This window comes from Stenotrophomonas sp. MH181796, from assembly GCF_009659995.1.
Lineage (GTDB): Bacteria > Pseudomonadota > Gammaproteobacteria > Xanthomonadales > Xanthomonadaceae > Stenotrophomonas > Stenotrophomonas riyadhensis.
On record NZ_RAHU01000006.1, the window covers coordinates 305569 to 322204 of the forward strand.

The following is a 16636-nucleotide window of genomic DNA, read 5'->3' on the forward strand; positions in this document are numbered from 1 at the left end:
TGCCGCTACAGCTGGGCACTGACGGGGCTGGTGAGGAAGCCCCACAACAATCGCGCCATCACGGCGGGCGAACGTGCCTGCTTGCGCGCATAGGCCAGCAGCGCATCCAGCTGCGGGCGGTCGTAAAGATGGCCGGCAAGCAGCACCGCGTGCACGCGGCGGGTACTGGCGGTTTCGTGCAGCGGATTGCCATCGAGCAGCACCAGATCGGCCACCTTGCCGACCTCGACGCTGCCATGCGATGCCTGCAGGTCCAGATGGCGCGCGGCCTGCAGCGTGGCTGCGCGCAGCACGTCGGCCTGGCTCAAGCCGGCCTGCCGCAGCCACTGCAGTTCATCGTGGTAGCGGAAGCCGCCCAGCCCGGTATCGGTGCCGACCAGCACGGTGACGCCGGCACGATGCGCGGCGCCGGTCAGCGCCAGCCCGTGCTCGAAGTAGGCCTTCAGTGCGTCTTCGCCGCGCAGGCCGGGGTAGCGCGCCACGGTGGCCTGCAGGTCATCACGCCACGCCCAGCGTGAAAGCGGATCGAGATAGGCCAGGCGCGGATCGTTGATGAAGGCGGGGTCGCGCGCACGCGCATCCTCTTCGCGGGTGACATGGGTGGGTACGAACGCGGCACCGCTGGCCTGCATCACACCGAACGCCTCGTTGCAGAGCGCGGGCTGGTAGCCGCCGACCATGCGTTCGGCCAGCGCGGTTGGATCCTCGCTGTCGAGCGTGCCACCGCGCCACGCCGCCGCGTTGTCGAAGCAGTGGCGTACGAACAGATGGGCATGCTCGAAGCTGCGCTGGCCTGCCTGCAGTGCGCCCTCCAGCGGCACCGCTTTGGGCAGGTGGCCGACCAGCGGGCGACGCAGCTGCTGCGCCTCGGTGGCCAGCCGCTGGTAGGTATCCGCACGCAGCCGGTTGTAGACCTTCAACGCGTCGACGCCGCGCGCGCTGTACGTGCGTGCACGCTCGGCGGCGGCCTCCGGCGCAAGAGACGGATCTTCAAAGTAGAAGCTTGCGACCTGCACGAAGCGCGGCGCAACCTGCTGCCCGGCCATGGCCTGTGCGGTCCAGCGGCGTTTGTCGGCCACGCAGGCGATCAACGGATCGGTAGCCTGCGGGCAGTCCATCATGTCGCGGGTGCCGGTGATGCCGTTGGCCAGCATCAGCGGGAACTGCAGCTGCGGCGACAACTGCAGTGCATGGGTATGCATGTCCCAGAAACCGGGCAGCAGCCACCGGCCACCGGCATCGAACACCGGCAGCGTGGCGTCCCGTGGAGCTTCACCGATGGCGGCGATCGTGCCGTTGCGCACTGTCACTGTGGTGGGTTCACTGACCTGGCCCCGCGCGACGTCCACCACCCGCGCATTGACGATCACGCGGCTGTTGCCCGGCTCGGGCAACGGCGGTGCCGACAGCGGCCAGAGCAGGGCGGCGGTGAACAGCACTGGCGGCGCCAGCAGGAGAATGGCCAGTACGATCGGCCATCGCCGACGGCGGGCGGAACGGGGCAACGCGCGTGCTGCATCCATGAGCCGGCGATCCTTGCGATGGGTCGCCCGCAGGGTGGGGCAAGATGGACGCGGACGCCAGTGACCATCGGCATCCCGCACGCCGTACCGCCGGGGCGGTTACCCTGTGCAGCGGATTCCCAGATTGCGCCGCGCCATGTCCATCGTCCTCACCGATTTCGCCCGTCCCCGCCTGTTCCCGCGTGTGCCGCGCGGCAACACCATCCAGGACTGCACTGCCGAGCAGTTCGAGGCACACCTCAATGCGCACGCGCCGCTGAAGGTGCTCGACGGCTACGCCCCGTTCTGCAAGTTGTTCGTCTACGAGAACTGGACCAGCACGCGCTGCCTGACGGTGCCGGTCACCGAGGCCAACCGCCACCAGCTGCGCAGCGGCTACGAAGCGCGCAACCGCGAGGAACTGCCGGTACTGGTGCGTTGGTTCGAGGGCGTGGAGTCGCCGCGCGCGAACTATCTGGTGGTGATCCTGTACAGCGCCGGGCAGCTGGCGAAGGAGGGTTCACCGATCGAGGCTGACTGGGGCATCGTCGGCTGTATCTACACCGCCGAACCCGAAGAGGTACCGATGGCGCCGATCACGATGATGCGCAATGCACTGGGCGTGGAGGAGGGCGGTTCCGGTGTGCCGCTGGATCGGGATGCCTACCAGCGCTCGGTGGCGTTCTGGGAGAACAACGCCAACTGGCGGCCGTGAGCCGGCCCGGGTCGGATCCCCGCAGCGCGGGGCTCTGACCCGATCGTTTGAACCAGGCCCCGGGCGCCCACTATGCTCGGACCAGGCCAACCCAGCAGGGACGGGGCATGGATATCTGGGCAAGGATGATTCCGGTGTTGCTGGTTGGCATGTTGCCTTGCGCCACGGCGCTGGCGGCCAAGCCCGCTGCTGACATCGCGTGCGCGCCATTGGCGGCCCTGCCTGGGCTGCGCGATGCCGGGCTGACCGCGCTGTCGATGCAGTCCAGCGACGGTCGTTGCATGGTTGAGGTGACGGCGGCCAACGGCAAGGCGTTGCTTCGGCAGCAGCAGATGCTGGAGGCGCTCACGCAACACGCCTGCGCGGCGCCCGCGGAGGTGACCATCGACGACACGCGGTTATCCCTGCAATTGCGCCTGCCGAAGCACTGCGCGGCGCGCAGCAGCCGGGATCTGTTCACGGGCGACGGTGTTTCGTGGGCACCGGCGCGCGGCGTGTCGCCGCGCTATCCACCGGAGGCCATGCAACAGGGACTTTCCGGGCGCAGCCTGCTCAAGGCATTGATTGACGCACAGGGGACGATTGCAGCCGTGATCGTGGAGACGTCCAGTGGCCACGCGTTGCTGGATGAGGCGGCGGTGGAAGAACTGCGCCGCTGGCCTTTCATCCGCACCGATGCGGCGGGCTCGGCACCGGAGCTGACCATCGTGCGTGTACCCATGCGGTACGAGTGGGTGGAGTGACCGCCATCCACGCGTCGCGGCGGACACGTCAGACGGCTATCCACTCCCACCATGGGTAGTGGTACTCGCGGTCGATGGCCTGCCAATGCTGGCCGCACTGGGTGCAGGCAACGGTGTGGCAGTCGCCCCAGCTGCCCTCGGCCTCTTCCACCGCGAGCAGCTGCATCTGTCCTTGTTCGATCAGGCGACGGGGATCGAAGAACGGGTAGCCGGGATTGAGCGCGCACAGGCAACCCTCGCGTGCACGCCAGTAACGCAGCCGACGCAGGGCGGCCTTCAGATGCGCCTGGTTGCTGATCAGCATGCCGCCGAGCGCGACGCCCTGACAGCGCTGTTCGATCAGGTCCGCGTGCGCGGCCAATGCATCCAGCGAGGGCGCGCTGAACAGCCGTGCGACCGTGCGTGCAGCATCGGTGATGCGCGCTGCGTCGTGCGACAGCAGGTCCTGCAGCAGCACATCGGCCTGTGCATCGTCGAGCCGGGGTATCGGCGCTGCAGACCAGGGCCAGCGCATCAGCGGGCCTTGCCGATGGCAGCGTAGTGGCCGGCAGTCAGCCTCAGCAGGTCGGCCGGCGCCAGTTCCACTTCCAGGCCGCGGCGACCGGCGCTGACATGCAGGTTGGGCAATGCCTGCGCGCTGGCGTCCAGGAACGTGCGCAGGCGCTTCTTCTGCCCCAGTGGGCTGATGCCGCCGACCAGGTAACCCGTCGCGCGCTGTGCAGCGTCAGCAGCGGCCATCTCGCACTTCTTGCAGCCGGCCGCTTCGGCCAGGGCCTTCAGGTCCAGCTGGCCGGCCACCGGCACGATCGCTACCAGCAGTTCGTGGGTCTCGGTGCTGGCCAGCAGGGTCTTGAACACCTGGGCCGGGTCGAGGCCGAGCTTGTCGACGGCTTCGCCGCCATAGGATTCGGCGTGAGCATCGTGCACGTAGCTGCGCACGGTATGGGCGATCTTCTCGCGCTTGAGCAGGTTGATGGCCGGAGTCATGGGGGCATCGTAGCGCGGCACGGCGGCGTTGCCTTGACCGAGGCTATTGCGGGTGGATGCGCGGTGCATGGCCACGCGCAAACGCAGAACGGGCGCCCGAAGGCGCCCGTTCCGTGTGTCGCATGCACCGGTAGTGCCGGCCGCTGGCCGGCACCCCGCAGGCATCAGTAGCGGTAGTGGTCCGGCTTGAACGGGCCTTCCACCGGCACGCCGATGTAGTCGGCCTGTTCCTGGCTCAGGGTGGTCAGCTTCACGCCGATCTTTTCCAGGTGCAGGCGGGCCACTTCTTCGTCCAGCTTCTTCGGCAGCAGGTAGACCTTCTTCTCGTAGCTGTCCTTGTTCGCCCACAGGTCGATCTGTGCCAGGGTCTGGTTGGCGAAGCTGTTGGACATCACGAAGCTCGGGTGGCCGGTGGCGCAGCCCAGGTTCACCAGGCGGCCTTCGGCCAGCAGGAAGATCGCATTGCCGTTCGGGAAGATGTACTTGTCCACCTGCGGCTTGATGTTGACGTGCTTGATGCCGGCGAACGACACCAGCGCGTCGACCTGGATCTCGTTGTCGAAGTGGCCGATGTTGCAGACGATGGCCTGGTCCTTCATCGCGCTCAGGTGCTCGATGCGGATGATGTCCTTGTTGCCGGTGGTGGTGACGTACAGGTCCGCACGGCCCAGGGTCGATTCGATGGTGTTGACTTCATAGCCTTCCATCGCCGCCTGCAGGGCGCAGATCGGGTCGATCTCGGTGACGATCACGCGCGCGCCGTAGGCACGCAGCGAGGCGGCGCAGCCCTTGCCGACGTCGCCGTAGCCGCAGACCACGGCCACCTTGCCGGCCAGCATCACGTCCATCGCGCGCTTCAGGCCATCGGCCAGCGACTCGCGGCAGCCGTACAGGTTGTCGAACTTGCTCTTTGTGACCGAGTCGTTGACGTTGATCGCCGGGATCAGCAGGGTGCCGGCCTGGGCCAGCTGGTACAGGCGGTGCACGCCGGTGGTGGTCTCTTCGGAGACGCCCTTCCAGTCCTTGACCACGCGGCCCCAGTAACCCGGGCGCTCCTTGGCGACGCGCTTGAGCAGGTTCTTGATGACCTGTTCTTCGTGCGAGGCAGAGGCGGTGTTGACCCAGTCGCTGCCGTTTTCCAGCTCGTAGCCCTTGTGGATCAGCAGGGTCACGTCACCGCCGTCGTCGACCACCAGCTCCGGGCCGGTCAGGGTGCCGTCGGCCAGGGTGAAGGTCAGCGCGTCCAGGGTGCAGTCCCAGTACTCTTCCAGGGTCTCGCCCTTCCAGGCGAACACCGGGGTGCCGGTGGCGGCGATGGCGGCAGCGGCGTGGTCCTGGGTCGAGAAGATGTTGCACGAGGCCCAGCGCACGTCGGCGCCGATGTCCTTCAGGGTCTCGATCAGCACGGCGGTCTGGATGGTCATGTGCAGCGAGCCGGTCACGCGCACGCCCTTCAGCGGCAGCTCGGCCTGGTACTTGCGGCGGATCGACATCAGGCCCGGCATTTCGTGCTCGGCGATGTCCAGTTCCTTGCGGCCCCAGTCGGCCAGCGTGATGTCGCGGATCTTGTAATCACCTTCGGTGGAGAAGGTCTTGGCAACAGCGTTCATTCGTGTGCTCCGGTTGTGGGCGAGCGGGTGCTCGCATCTAGCCGGGCGCCGTTGTTACAAAGCCACCTTACCGAGCCTGGCCGGGCCTCATGGGATCCGGTCGCAGCGCCCCTCGGCAGGGGAGAACCCCCATTATATCGCGGCCCCGGCATGACATCCGGATGACCCAACCATCGGCAGATGGGGCGGCGTGCACGGCCTGTTAAGGTCGGTGTTTTCACGCATCACACAGGTGGAACGATGAGCATGCACGCGCGCCGCACACGGCGCTGGACCGGCCTGGTCCTGTCGATGGGACTGCTGGCGGTGGCCCCGCTGGCCTGGGCTGCGGCCCCGCAGCCCGCCCAGGTACAGGCCCAGGGCGTCAATGGCTACGAACTGCCTTCGGCGGCGCTGCAGGCGGTGGTGGACGCGCCGCGCGCGCCCTTGCTGTACCTGTCGCCGCGCCGCGATGTCGCCGCGATGATGCAGATGCCGTCGCTGCCGTCGATCCAGGTGGTGGCGCAGCCGGAACTGAAGCTGGCCGGACTGCGCATCAACCCGCGCACCTTCTCCGACAGCCGCTTCAGCTTCGGCGAGAAGCTGTGGCTGATGAACGTGGCCGACGGCAAGGAACGGCAGATCAGCGGCCTGCCGGCCAAGCTGTCGATCGCCAGCGTGATGTGGTCGCCGGACCAGAAGTGGCTTGCCTTCAACCAGGTCGACGCCGCCAGCGGCGCCAATGAACTGTGGCTGGTGGATGTGGCCGGCGGCAGCGCCCGTCGTCTGGTCGCCGGCCTGAACACGGTGATCGGCAGTGGCTACCAGTGGCTGCCGGACAGCCGCGGCCTGGTGGTGTTCACGCGCCCGGCCAACCTTGGTGCGGCCCCGGCCGCCGATGGCATTCCGACCGGCCCGGCCGTGCAGCAGACCAGCCAGGGCGGCGGCGTGGTGTCGATCCGTACCTACCAGGACCTGCTGAAGAACGAGGCCGACGCGCGCCAGTTCGATTACTACGCCACCACCCAGCCGATGGAAGTCAGCCTGGATGGCAACACCCGCGCGATCGGCGCGGCCGGCATCTTCATGGGCTTCTCGGTGTCGCCGGATGGCCGCTTCGTGCTGCGCCAGCCGGTGCAGCGGCCGTATTCCTACGTGGTGCCGGTGAGCAGTTTCCCGCGCCGTATCGAAGTGATCGACCGGGCCAGCGGCAAGCTGGTGCACACCGTGGCTGTGCGTCCGCTGGTGGAAGGTCTGCCGACCGGCAACGACGCTGAAGTGACCGGCGTGCGCGATATCAGCTGGCGTGGTGATGCCGACGCCACGCTGGTCTGGGCCGAAGCCCAGGACGGCGGCGACCCGAACAGGGACGCCAAGGTGCGCGATGCGGTGCTGATGCAGGCTGCGCCGTTCGACAAGCCGCCGGTGACGTTGGCCCAGCTCGGCAGCCGTCTGGTGGGCATCAACTGGGGCCGTGGCGACCTGGCCCTGCTGACCGAGTCGTGGTGGAAGACGCGTAAGACCAAGACCTGGCTGATTGCCCCGGACAATGCCAGCGCCGAGCCGCGCCTGCTATGGGATCGAGACGGGCAGGACCGCTATTCCGATCCGGGCCGGCCGCTGTTGTCCAGCGACGACCGCGGGCGCTCGCTGCTGCAGACCAGCGCCGATGGCAGCAGCCTGTATCTGGCCGGTGCCGGTGCATCGCCGGAAGGCGATCGTCCGTTCGTGGACCGCTTCGATGTCGCCACGGGCAAGGCCACCCGCCTGTTCCACTCGCAGGTACCGAGCTATGCGCTGCCGGTGGCGTTGCTGGACGATCAGGCCAGCTCGCTGCTGCTGAGCCGCGAGAGCCCCGACGAGCCGGCCAACTTCTACGTGCAGTCGCTGGCCGATGCCGGTGCTGCGCCGCGTGCGCTGACCCACTTCGCGCATCCGCTGCCGCAGTTGAAGGGCGTGCAGAAGGAGCAGATCCGCTACAAGCGCAAGGATGGCGTCGACCTGACCGCGACCCTGCTGCTGCCGCCGGGCTACGATCCGAAGCGCGACGGCCCGCGGCCGCTGCTGATGTGGGCCTACCCGGGCGAGTTCAAGAGCGCGGCTGCGGCCAGCCAGGTGACCGATTCGCCGTACCGCTTCAATGCGGTCAGCTACTGGGGCCCGCAGGCGTTCCTGGCCAAGGGGTATGTGGTGTTGGCCAGCCCGTCGATGCCGATCATCGGCGAGGGCGACAAGGAACCGAACGACACCTACATCGAACAGCTGGTGGCCAACGCGCAGGCCGCCGTGGATGAAGTGGTGCGCCGTGGCGTGACCGATCGCGATCACATCGCCATTGGTGGCCATTCCTACGGTGCGTTCATGACCGCCAACCTGCTGGCGCACACGCGCCTGTTCAAGGCCGGCATCGCCCGCAGCGGCGCCTACAACCGCACGCTCACCCCGTTCGGCTTCCAGGCCGAGGAGCGCAACTACTGGCAGGCGCAGGACGTCTACCAGAAGATGGCGCCGTTCAACTACGCCGACAGGATCAAGGACCCGATCCTCTTCATCCACGGCGTGGACGACAACAACTCCGGCACCTTCCCGATCCAGAGCGAGCGCATGTTCGCCGCAGTGAAGGGCCTGGGTGGCACCGCGCGGCTGGTGATGCTGCCGAACGAATCGCACGCCTACCGCGCACGCGAATCGATCATGACCATGCTGGCCGAAAGCGAGCGCTGGCTGGAGCAGACCATCGGCCCGGCCGAGCAGGGCAAGGCGAAGAAGAAGCGCTGACGTGACCCGGTAGTGCCGGCCGTTGGCCGGCAACCTCATGGACCCACGCGACCTGAGGTTGCCGGCCAGCGGCCGGCACTACCAGATGAAACCATTTTTGCATCGCAGCACGATGCCCGTTCTGGTTTAGGCTTGGGGTCTGGATCCGTTGACCGAGGCCTGTGCGTCGCCGATGAACGAGTACCGCAGCAGCATCGAGTTTGCTTCCCCCGATCTTCCGCTTCGCGATGACGTGCGCCGGCTCGGCGCGCTGGTCGGCGACCTGCTGGTTGAACAGGTCTCTGCCGCCTTCCTCGACGATGTCGAAGACGTGCGCACCCGCGCCATCGCCCGCCGCGAGAACCAGGCGCCGCTGTCGGAGCTGGCCGATGGCCTGGCCGGGCGCACGCCGCAGCAGGCCGAGACCATGGTGCGGGCCTTCAGCACCTACTTCCAGGTGGTCAACATCGCCGAGCGCGTGCATCGCATCCGCCGCCGCCGTGACTACCAGCGCGCCGGTACCGCAGGGGCGCAGCCCGATGGCCTGCAGGATGCACTGCAGCACCTGAAGGCGCAGGGCGTGGGCCTGGACGAGCTGGCGCAGTGGCTGCCCCGCATCGACATCGAACCGGTGTTCACCGCACATCCGACCGAAGCAGTGCGCCGCGCGCTGCTGGAGAAGGAGCAGCTGATGGTGGCCAGCCTGGTCGACAATCTCGACGGCCAGCGAACGCCGGGTGAAGCCGCCGCCGATGCCGCGCGCTTCCGCATGGCGCTCACCGCGTCGTGGCAGACCACCGATTCCTCACCGGTGCGGCCCACCGTCGATGACGAGCGCGAGCACGTCGGCTTCTATCTGGTGCAGGTGTTGTACCGGGTGATACCGGTGCTGTACGAATCGCTGCAGCAGGCGCTGCGCGATACCTACGGCGAAGAGCTGCCGCTGCCACGCCTGCTGCGCTTCGGCACCTGGGTGGGCGGCGACATGGACGGTAACCCGAACGTGGACGCGCATACCATCCGCAATACGCTGGATGCGCAGCGGCAGGCGGTGCTCGGGCGCTACCAGAAGGAACTGCTGCAGCTGGCCAGCCTGCTCAGCCAATCCACCGAGCGGGTGGGCGTAAGCGATGCGCTGCAGGCGCGCGTGGCGCAGTACTACCAGTTGCTGCCGCAGGTGCAGTCGCGCCCGCGCCATGCCGACATGCCCTACCGCCTGCTCAACGACCGCATGCGTGCACGCCTGCAGGCCACGCTGGATGACGGCGAAGGCGCTTACGCCGGCCCCGATGAACTGATCGACGACCTGCAGCTGATCCTCGACAGCCTGCGCGCCAACCGCGGGGAGCATGCCGGTGGCTTTGCCGTACAGCGCCTGCTGTGGCGGGTGAAGACCTTCGGCTTCCACCTGGCGCGGTTGGACGTGCGCCAGGAATCGAGCGTGCATGCGCGCGCGCTGGCCACCGTGCTGGGCGGCGACGCAGCGTGGGACAGTCTCGATGCCGTGGGGCGTGCGCGTCTGCTGGCGCCGCATGCCAGTGGTGACGCGCCGTTGCCGAAGGGCGACGACGAAGGCAACCAGCGTCTGGATGCGGTATTTGTGGCGTTGGCCGATGCGCGTGCGCGCCATGGTGGCGATGCGCTGGGCAGCTACATCATCTCGATGGCACACGACCGCAGTGACGTGCTGGCCGTGCTGGCGCTTGCACGCCGTGGCGGCCTGGTGGAAGAGGGCGGTTCGGTGCCGCTGGATATTGCGCCATTGTTCGAAACCGTGGACGACCTCAAGCGTGGCACCGCCACCCTGCGTGACCTGCTGGCCGACCCGATCTATCGCGCGCACCTGCACGCACGCGACGACGTGCAGATGGTGATGCTCGGCTATTCGGACAGCAGCAAGGACGGTGGCATCGCCGCTTCGCGTTGGGGCCTGCAGCGTGCGCAGGTGGAACTGCTGGAGGTGGCGGCCGAGGCCGGCATCCGGCTGACCTTCTTCCATGGCCGTGGTGGTTCGATCAGCCGTGGTGGCGGCAAGACCACGCACGCGGTGGATGCTTCGCCACGCGGCAGCATTGATGGCCGCCTGCGGGTGACCGAGCAGGGCGAAGTGATCCATCGCAAATACGGCATCCGTGCGCTGGCGCTGCGCTCGCTGGAACAGGCCACCGGCGCGGTACTGCGCGCCAGCCTGCGCCCGCGGGCTGCCGAACCCCGCGAGGATGAGTGGCGACCGGTGATGGATGTGGTCGCTGGCTCCAGCAGCGAGGTCTACCGCGCCTTCGTCGGCCAGGCAGGCTTCATGGACTACTTCCGCACCGCCACGCCGATCGATGTGATCGAGCGGATGACGTTGGGCTCGCGTCCGTCGCGCCGGCTCGGCCAGGACGCAGCACTGGGCAACCTGCGCGCGATTCCGTGGGTATTCGCCTGGAGCCAGGCACGCGCGGTGATTCCCGGCTGGTATGGCGTGGGCAGTGGCCTGCAGGCGGCGATTGATGCCGGCCACGAACAGACCCTGCGCGACATGGCGCGAGACTGGCCGTTTTTCCGTACGTTCCTGGACGACATCGCCATGGTGCTGTCCAAGGGCGATATCACCATTGCCGAGCAGTTCTCGAAGCTGTCCGGCGAGCTGCACGGGCGCTTCTTCCCACAGGTGCAGCGCGAACTGGAACTCACCCGGCACTGGCTGCTGGCGCTGATGGACCAGCGGACGCTGCTGGACCACGATGCGCGGCTTGCGCTGTCGATCCGCCTGCGCAATCCCTACGTCGATCCGATCAGCGTGCTGCAGGTGGATCTGCTGCAGCGCTGGCGGACCAGCGGGCGCGAGGATGAGGACCTGCTGCGCGCGCTGGTGGCCTGCGTGAACGGTGTTTCGCAGGGCGTGCAGAACACCGGGTGAAATGCATCCGCCGGGCGTTGCCCGGCGAATTCGAAATGGTAGTGCCGGCCGCTGGCCGGCAACCTCATGGTGTCTGGCAACACGCACGAGGTTGCCGGCCAGCGGCCGGCACTACCACGATGTCGGATGCACGGCTGCCTCCGGCACCTTCCGGTATCCTCCCGCCCCATGAAGCATTCCTGGCGTATCAGCAAATACTGGCAGCGGACGCCTGAGGGGTACCTATGGTCACCGCCCGAGGAGTGGACTGACTTCAGCGATGTCGGCAAGCGCGTGAGCATCGAGGATTACCTCGTTGTCGAGGATGCCTATCTGGACGTGATAAGGCGTTTCTGCGTCGGCATCGGTGTCGAGTTCCTTCGCATCCAGTCGCTTTCTTCGCACGGCCCGTGTCAGTACCACGAGGGCCAGCAACTCGGCCTGCACGAGATTGAGCGGGTGGCGCGCGGCGTGCTGCGCAACGCCTTCTGGTGCAAGCTGGTCTGTCAGAACGCCGAAGTGCACTTCGGCTACGACTACTACATGTATGCGGTGTCGTCGGTGGACGCCTCGGCCGCATTGGCAGACGCCAACCCGTTATTGAACATCGAGCGGTTCCGCTCTCCCTATCTGCCCAAACGGGAAGGGTAGTGCCGGCCGCTGGCCGGCAAAGCCCTCATTCTTCCGGCGATGGCGGGTTCGACGCCAGCAGTTCCAGATGGCGCTGTTCCATTTCCTGGCGCAGCTGGCGGCGGATCTGTGCGGCGGCCTGGCGGCGCTTCTCGTCGGAGGTGGCCGGCTGCAACGGCGGCACCGGCGTCGGCCGGCCTTCCTCATCCACGGCCACCATGGTGAAGAAGCAGCTGTTGGCGTGGCGCACGCTGCGCTTGAGGATGTCCTCGGCCACCACCTTGATGCCGATCTCCATCGACGAGGTGCCGGTATGGTTCACCGAGGCCAGGAAGGTGACCAGCTCGCCCACCGCGATCGGCTGGCGGAACATCACCTGGTCCACCGACAGGGTGACCACGTAGCTGCCGGCGTAACGGCTGGCGCAGGCGTAGGCGACCTGGTCGAGCAGGCGCAGGATGGCGCCACCGTGGACCTTGCCGGAGAAATTGGCCATCTCCGGCGACATCAGCACGGTCATGGACAGCTGGTGGGTTTTCAGTTCGGTCGACATGCGGCGATTGTATCGGCAACCGGTAGTGCCGGCCGCTGGCCGGCAACCACGCGACTGTTTCCGGAGGCCATGAAAAAGCCGGCCAGCGGCCGGCTCTACCAGAAAAGAGAAGGGCCGCTTGCGCGGCCCTTCGTGTTTCTTACTTCAGCTTCGCATCGGCGCGCAGGGCGGCGGCGCGGTCGGTCTTCTCCCAGGAGAAGGCCGTGGCGTTGACGGTCTCGCCTTCGCCGTTGAGGTAGCTGAACTCCTTCGGCTTGCGGCCGAAGTGGCCGTAGGCCGCAGTCTGCTGGTACATCGGGTGCACCAGGTCCAGCATCTTGATGATGCCGTACGGGCGCAGGTCGAAGTGCTTGCGGATCAGCTTCTCGATCTTGTCGTCGCTGATCTTGCCGGTGCCGAAGGTGGTGACCGAGATCGAGGTCGGCTCAGCCACGCCGATGGCGTAGGAGACCTGCACTTCGCAACGGTCGGCCAGGCCGGCGGCAACCACGTTCTTGGCGACGTAACGGGCCGCGTAGGCCGCCGAACGATCGACCTTGGACGGGTCCTTGCCGGAGAAGGCGCCACCACCGTGACGGGCCCAGCCGCCGTAGGTGTCGACGATGATCTTGCGGCCGGTCAGGCCGCAGTCGCCCACCGGGCCACCGATCTCGAACTTGCCGGTCGGGTTGATGTGGAACTTGGTGCCCTTGTGCAGCCACTTGGCCGGCAGCACCGGCTTGATGATCTCTTCGCGGACGGCCTCGATGAGGTCCTTCTGCTTGATGCCCGGGGCGTGCTGGGTCGACAGGACCACGGCGTCGATGGCCGAGACCACGCCGTTTTCATAGCGCAGGGTGACCTGGCTCTTGGCGTCCGGGCGCAGCCACGACAGCGGCGAGTTCTTCTTCTTGCGGATCTTGGCCTGCTGCTCGACCAGGCGGTGCGACAGGTGGATCGCGGCCGGCATGTAGCTGTCGGTCTCGTTGGTGGCATAGCCGAACATCAGGCCCTGGTCGCCAGCGCCCATTTCTTCCGGCTTCTTGCGATCCACGCCCTGGGCGATGTGCGGCGACTGCTTGCCGATCAGGTTCAGCACGCCGCAGGTGGCGCCGTCGAAGCCGACGTCGGAGCTGTCGTAGCCGATGTCCGTGATGACCTTGCGGGTCAGCGCTTCCAGGTCGATCCAGGCGCTGGTGGTGATCTCACCGGCCACGATGGCAACACCGGTCTTGACCATGGTCTCGCAGGCCACGCGGGCGCGCTGGTCCTGGGTCAGGATCGCGTCCAGCACCGCATCGGAGATCTGGTCGGCAACCTTGTCCGGATGGCCTTCGGAGACCGACTCGGAGGTGAAGAGATAGCTGGACATCAGGCGTAATATCCCTTGATTCGGATGGAAAGATGGGCGCGAATGATACACGGGGTGCGCCGCCTGTGCATTGTGAACCTGTACCGGTTGCCGGTGGTTAAGCCCGCGTAGCCCCGGCAGGGGCCGTCCGGCCGGGATTGGGGCCCAGCCTCGAGGCCCAGTGTTCCACCAGCGTGACAACACGCCGGGCTGCTACCGGCCCCGACTGCGCGGGCGACCCTGCCCGCGCCTGGACCGGGCAGCCGTCATCGTTCTGCCCAAAAACCGCCATCTGGCTGCCGCCTGCCGGGCGCAGGCTGTCGGCCAATCCGGCCGCCGGGCATGAGTGGATCTGCCATGCAGGAACTTGAACAGCGTCTCCAGCAACGCTTCCCCGATTGGTTCCATGGCCGTCGTGGCCAACTGGCGCGGCCGTTGCTGCGCAGCGTCGGCCGCTGGTCGCGCCTGGACCAGATCGAAGCCTTCCTGCAGCGCAGCTCAGGCCTGCGTGGTTTCGGCTTCGTCGCCGCCGGCCTGGAGTTCATCGACGGCCAGTACCAGGTGGATCCGGCCGCGCTGGCGAAGATCCCGGCCACCGGCCGCCTGCTGATCGTCGCCAACCACCCTTCCGGGGCACTGGACGCCCTCGCACTGCTGGACGCGGTCGGCCGCATCCGCCGTGACGTGCGGATCGTGGCCAACGACCTGCTGGGGGCGATCGCGCCACTGCAGGACCTGCTGCTGCCGGTACGCATCCTCGGTGGCAAGGCCCAGCGTGGCAGCCTGCATGCCGTCGAAGAGGCGCTGGCCGCCGAGCAGTGCGTGATCGTGTTCCCGGCCGGCGAGGTCTCGCGGCTGTCGCTGCGCGGCATCCGTGATGGCCGCTGGCAGCGCGGTTTCGTCCGCTTTGCCCGTGCCGCTGGCGCGCCGGTGCTGCCGGTGCGTGTGGAGGCGCGCAACTCGGCGCTGTTCTACGGCGCCTCGACCCTGTTCAAGCCGGCGGGCACCGCGCTGCTGGCGCGCGAGATGTTCACCCGTCGTGGCCGTCCGCTGCGGCTGAGCATCGGCGAGCCGATGCAGCTGGGCAGGGGCGGCGACCCGGGCGCACAGCTGCTGGCGGTGCGCCGCGCGCTGTATGCGCTGGGCCGTAATGGGGCGGCGGGCGATGCCGCTGCTGTTGCAGGCCCCGAGCCGCTGGCGTCCCCGGTGCCACCTTCGCAGGTCGCCGCCGGCATCGCTGCCGCCACCCAGCTGGGCCAGACCGCCGACGGCAAGCAGATCCTGCTGGCGACCTGCAGCGCTGATTCACCGCTGCTGCTGGAGCTGGGGCGCCTGCGCGAGCTGACCTTCCGCCAGGTGGGCGAGGGCACCGGGCGCAGCCGCGACCTGGACGATTACGATCCGCAGTACGAGCACATCGTGATCTGGGACGCCGCCGCGCAGCGCATCGCCGGTGCCTACCGGATCATGCGCGGTGCGCAGGCGTTGGCCCGGCACGGCCTGTCCGGGCTCTACAGCGCGTCGCTGTTCCGCTATTCCGACGACGCCATCACCCACATCGCCGAAGGCCTGGAACTGGGCCGCAGCTTCGTGGTACCCGACTACTGGGGCAGCCGCAGCCTGGATTACCTGTGGCAGGGCATCGGCGCCTACCTGCAGTGCCGGCCGGGCATCCGCTACCTGTTCGGCGCGGTGTCGATCAGCGCAGCGCTGCCACGCGATGCACGCGAGCAGCTGGTGGCGTACTACCAGCGCTACTACAGCGGTACCGCCGGCCTGGTCGAATCGAACCGCCCCTTCCAGTACTTCGCCGCGCCGCCGAGTTTCGGCGAGCTGGATGCAGGTGCCGCGTTCGATGTGCTCAAGGCCAACCTGGCCGCACTGGGTACCGGTGTGCCGACGCTGTACCGCCAGTACACCGATCTGTGCGAACCCGGCGGCGCGCGCTTCCTCGCCTTCGGTGTCGACCCGGATTTCAGCGATTCGATCGACGGCCTGATCGAGGTGGACCTGTGCGCGATCCGGCCGAACAAGCGCAAACGCTACCTGCGCGACGCGGGGACGCCGGCATGAGCACGCTGGCGAACCTGTCGCCGCACCGGCGCGCAGTGTTCGTCTCCGACGTGCACCTGGGTTCACGTCATTGCCATGCCACCGAGCTGGCGCGGTTCCTCTCGCAGCTGCGCTGCGAACGGTTGTACCTGGTGGGCGACATCATCGACCTGTGGTGGATGGCGCATCGCCGCGCCAACTGGCGCCAGTCGCACAGCGAAGTCATCCAGGCCCTGCACGCGCTGCGCCGTGCGGGGACCGAGATCGTCTACATCCCCGGCAACCACGACGCCTCGCTGCGCCACGTGTGCGGGCTGATGCTGCCGGCGATGCAGGTGCGCCGTCGCGCCATCCATGTGACCGCCGATGGCCGTCGCTTGCTGGTCGCGCACGGCGACGACTACGACGGCGTGACCCACTTCGGTGGCCTGCAGGAAAAGTTCGGCGACTGGCTGTACTACCGCATCCTGACCGGCAACCAGGCGCTGAACGCGGTGCGGCGGCGGCTGGGCATGCGCTACTGGTCGCTGTCGGAATTCCTGAAGAAGCGCAGTGGTGCGGCCGAACGCTACATCGAGCGCTTCGTGCAGGCCGGGCTGGACGATGTGCGCCGGCGCGGCCTGGATGGCATCGTCTGCGGCCACATCCACCGCGCCGCGCTGATCGAGCGCGATGGCCTGGTCTACGCCAACGACGGCGACTGGGTGGAGAGCCTGACCGCACTGGCCGAAGACCATGATGGCGCGCTGCGCCTGCTCGATCACAACGGCCAGACCCTGGTGGAACTGCCGGGCGCGCGCATCAAGCAAGCGGCTTGACCCACTCTTGTAGAGTCGAGCCATGCTCGACTGATCTTCTCAGACTGCCCCGCGTACAGCAGTCGAGCATGGCTCG

Annotated in this window: 13 protein-coding genes and 1 riboswitch; of the genes, 7 read left to right on the forward strand and 6 right to left on the reverse strand. The window is 67.6% G+C overall.

Annotated elements, in window-relative coordinates; genetic code table 11:
• Nucleotides 1-5 precede the first annotated feature (5 nt).
• Nucleotides 6-1523 (reverse strand): amidohydrolase family protein, encoded by a 1518-nt coding sequence (locus tag D5301_RS16540; protein ID WP_153856302.1) that lies wholly within the window; start codon nucleotides 1521-1523, stop codon nucleotides 6-8.
• Between the two features lie 136 nt (nucleotides 1524-1659).
• Between D5301_RS16540 and D5301_RS16545 the strand changes: the two genes are divergently transcribed.
• On the forward strand, nucleotides 1660-2217 hold the full coding sequence (locus D5301_RS16545) for a DUF3228 family protein (RefSeq protein WP_153856303.1): 558 nt from the start codon (nucleotides 1660-1662) through the stop codon (nucleotides 2215-2217).
• A gap of 107 nt (nucleotides 2218-2324) precedes the next feature.
• Entirely contained in the window at nucleotides 2325-2960 is a 636-nt protein-coding gene (locus D5301_RS16550) for an energy transducer TonB (protein WP_153856304.1), read from the forward strand.
• Between the two features lie 28 nt (nucleotides 2961-2988).
• On the opposite strand, the gene D5301_RS16555 is transcribed toward D5301_RS16550, so the two are convergent.
• The 3 genes from D5301_RS16555 to ahcY all read right to left on the reverse strand — a co-directional run bounded on the left by D5301_RS16555 (nucleotide 2989) and on the right by ahcY (nucleotide 5557).
• Complete coding sequence (locus D5301_RS16555) at nucleotides 2989-3474, reverse strand: hypothetical protein (RefSeq protein WP_153856305.1); 486 nt, start codon at nucleotides 3472-3474, stop codon at nucleotides 2989-2991.
• Nucleotides 3474-3947, reverse strand: a complete 474-nt coding sequence (gene ybaK, locus D5301_RS16560) for a Cys-tRNA(Pro) deacylase (protein ID WP_153856306.1) — start codon at nucleotides 3945-3947, stop codon at nucleotides 3474-3476. Before ybaK ends, D5301_RS16555 begins: the two co-directional genes overlap by 1 nt.
• A 164-nt stretch (nucleotides 3948-4111) precedes the next feature.
• Complete coding sequence (gene ahcY / locus D5301_RS16565) at nucleotides 4112-5557, reverse strand: adenosylhomocysteinase (protein WP_014036003.1); 1446 nt, start codon at nucleotides 5555-5557, stop codon at nucleotides 4112-4114.
• A gap of 36 nt (nucleotides 5558-5593) precedes the next feature.
• A riboswitch (S-adenosyl-L-homocysteine riboswitch) is annotated at nucleotides 5594-5677 on the reverse strand.
• A 120-nt stretch (nucleotides 5678-5797) separates the two neighbouring features.
• Here ahcY and D5301_RS16570 point away from each other — a divergent pair.
• The 3 genes from D5301_RS16570 to D5301_RS16580 all read left to right on the forward strand — a co-directional run bounded on the left by D5301_RS16570 (nucleotide 5798) and on the right by D5301_RS16580 (nucleotide 11828).
• Entirely contained in the window at nucleotides 5798-8314 is a 2517-nt protein-coding gene (locus tag D5301_RS16570) for a prolyl oligopeptidase family serine peptidase (RefSeq protein ID WP_153856307.1), read from the forward strand.
• Nucleotides 8315-8486: 172 nt separating this feature from the next.
• Nucleotides 8487-11198: a phosphoenolpyruvate carboxylase gene (gene ppc, locus D5301_RS16575; protein ID WP_153856308.1), complete on the forward strand. Its 2712-nt coding sequence runs from the start codon at nucleotides 8487-8489 to the stop codon at nucleotides 11196-11198.
• Between the two features lie 168 nt (nucleotides 11199-11366).
• Nucleotides 11367-11828: a hypothetical protein gene (locus D5301_RS16580; protein WP_153856309.1), complete on the forward strand. Its 462-nt coding sequence runs from the start codon at nucleotides 11367-11369 to the stop codon at nucleotides 11826-11828.
• Between the two features lie 25 nt (nucleotides 11829-11853).
• On the opposite strand, the gene D5301_RS16585 is transcribed toward D5301_RS16580, so the two are convergent.
• Together D5301_RS16585 and metK are read right to left on the reverse strand one after the other, a co-directional pair.
• Nucleotides 11854-12360 (reverse strand): acyl-CoA thioesterase, encoded by a 507-nt coding sequence (locus D5301_RS16585; protein ID WP_010481883.1) that lies wholly within the window; start codon nucleotides 12358-12360, stop codon nucleotides 11854-11856.
• Nucleotides 12361-12499: 139 nt separating this feature from the next.
• Nucleotides 12500-13711: a methionine adenosyltransferase gene (gene metK, locus D5301_RS16590; protein WP_010481882.1), complete on the reverse strand. Its 1212-nt coding sequence runs from the start codon at nucleotides 13709-13711 to the stop codon at nucleotides 12500-12502.
• Between the two features lie 336 nt (nucleotides 13712-14047).
• Here metK and D5301_RS16595 point away from each other — a divergent pair, with 336 nt between their 5' ends.
• Nucleotides 14048-15763, forward strand: coding sequence for a lysophospholipid acyltransferase family protein (locus tag D5301_RS16595; protein WP_153856310.1), 1716 nt, complete (start codon nucleotides 14048-14050; stop codon nucleotides 15761-15763).
• Nucleotides 15760-16560: a UDP-2,3-diacylglucosamine diphosphatase gene (locus tag D5301_RS16600; protein ID WP_153856311.1), complete on the forward strand. Its 801-nt coding sequence runs from the start codon at nucleotides 15760-15762 to the stop codon at nucleotides 16558-16560. The genes D5301_RS16595 and D5301_RS16600 overlap by 4 nt, the downstream gene beginning before the upstream one ends.
• The last annotated feature ends 76 nt before the right edge of the window (nucleotides 16561-16636 follow it).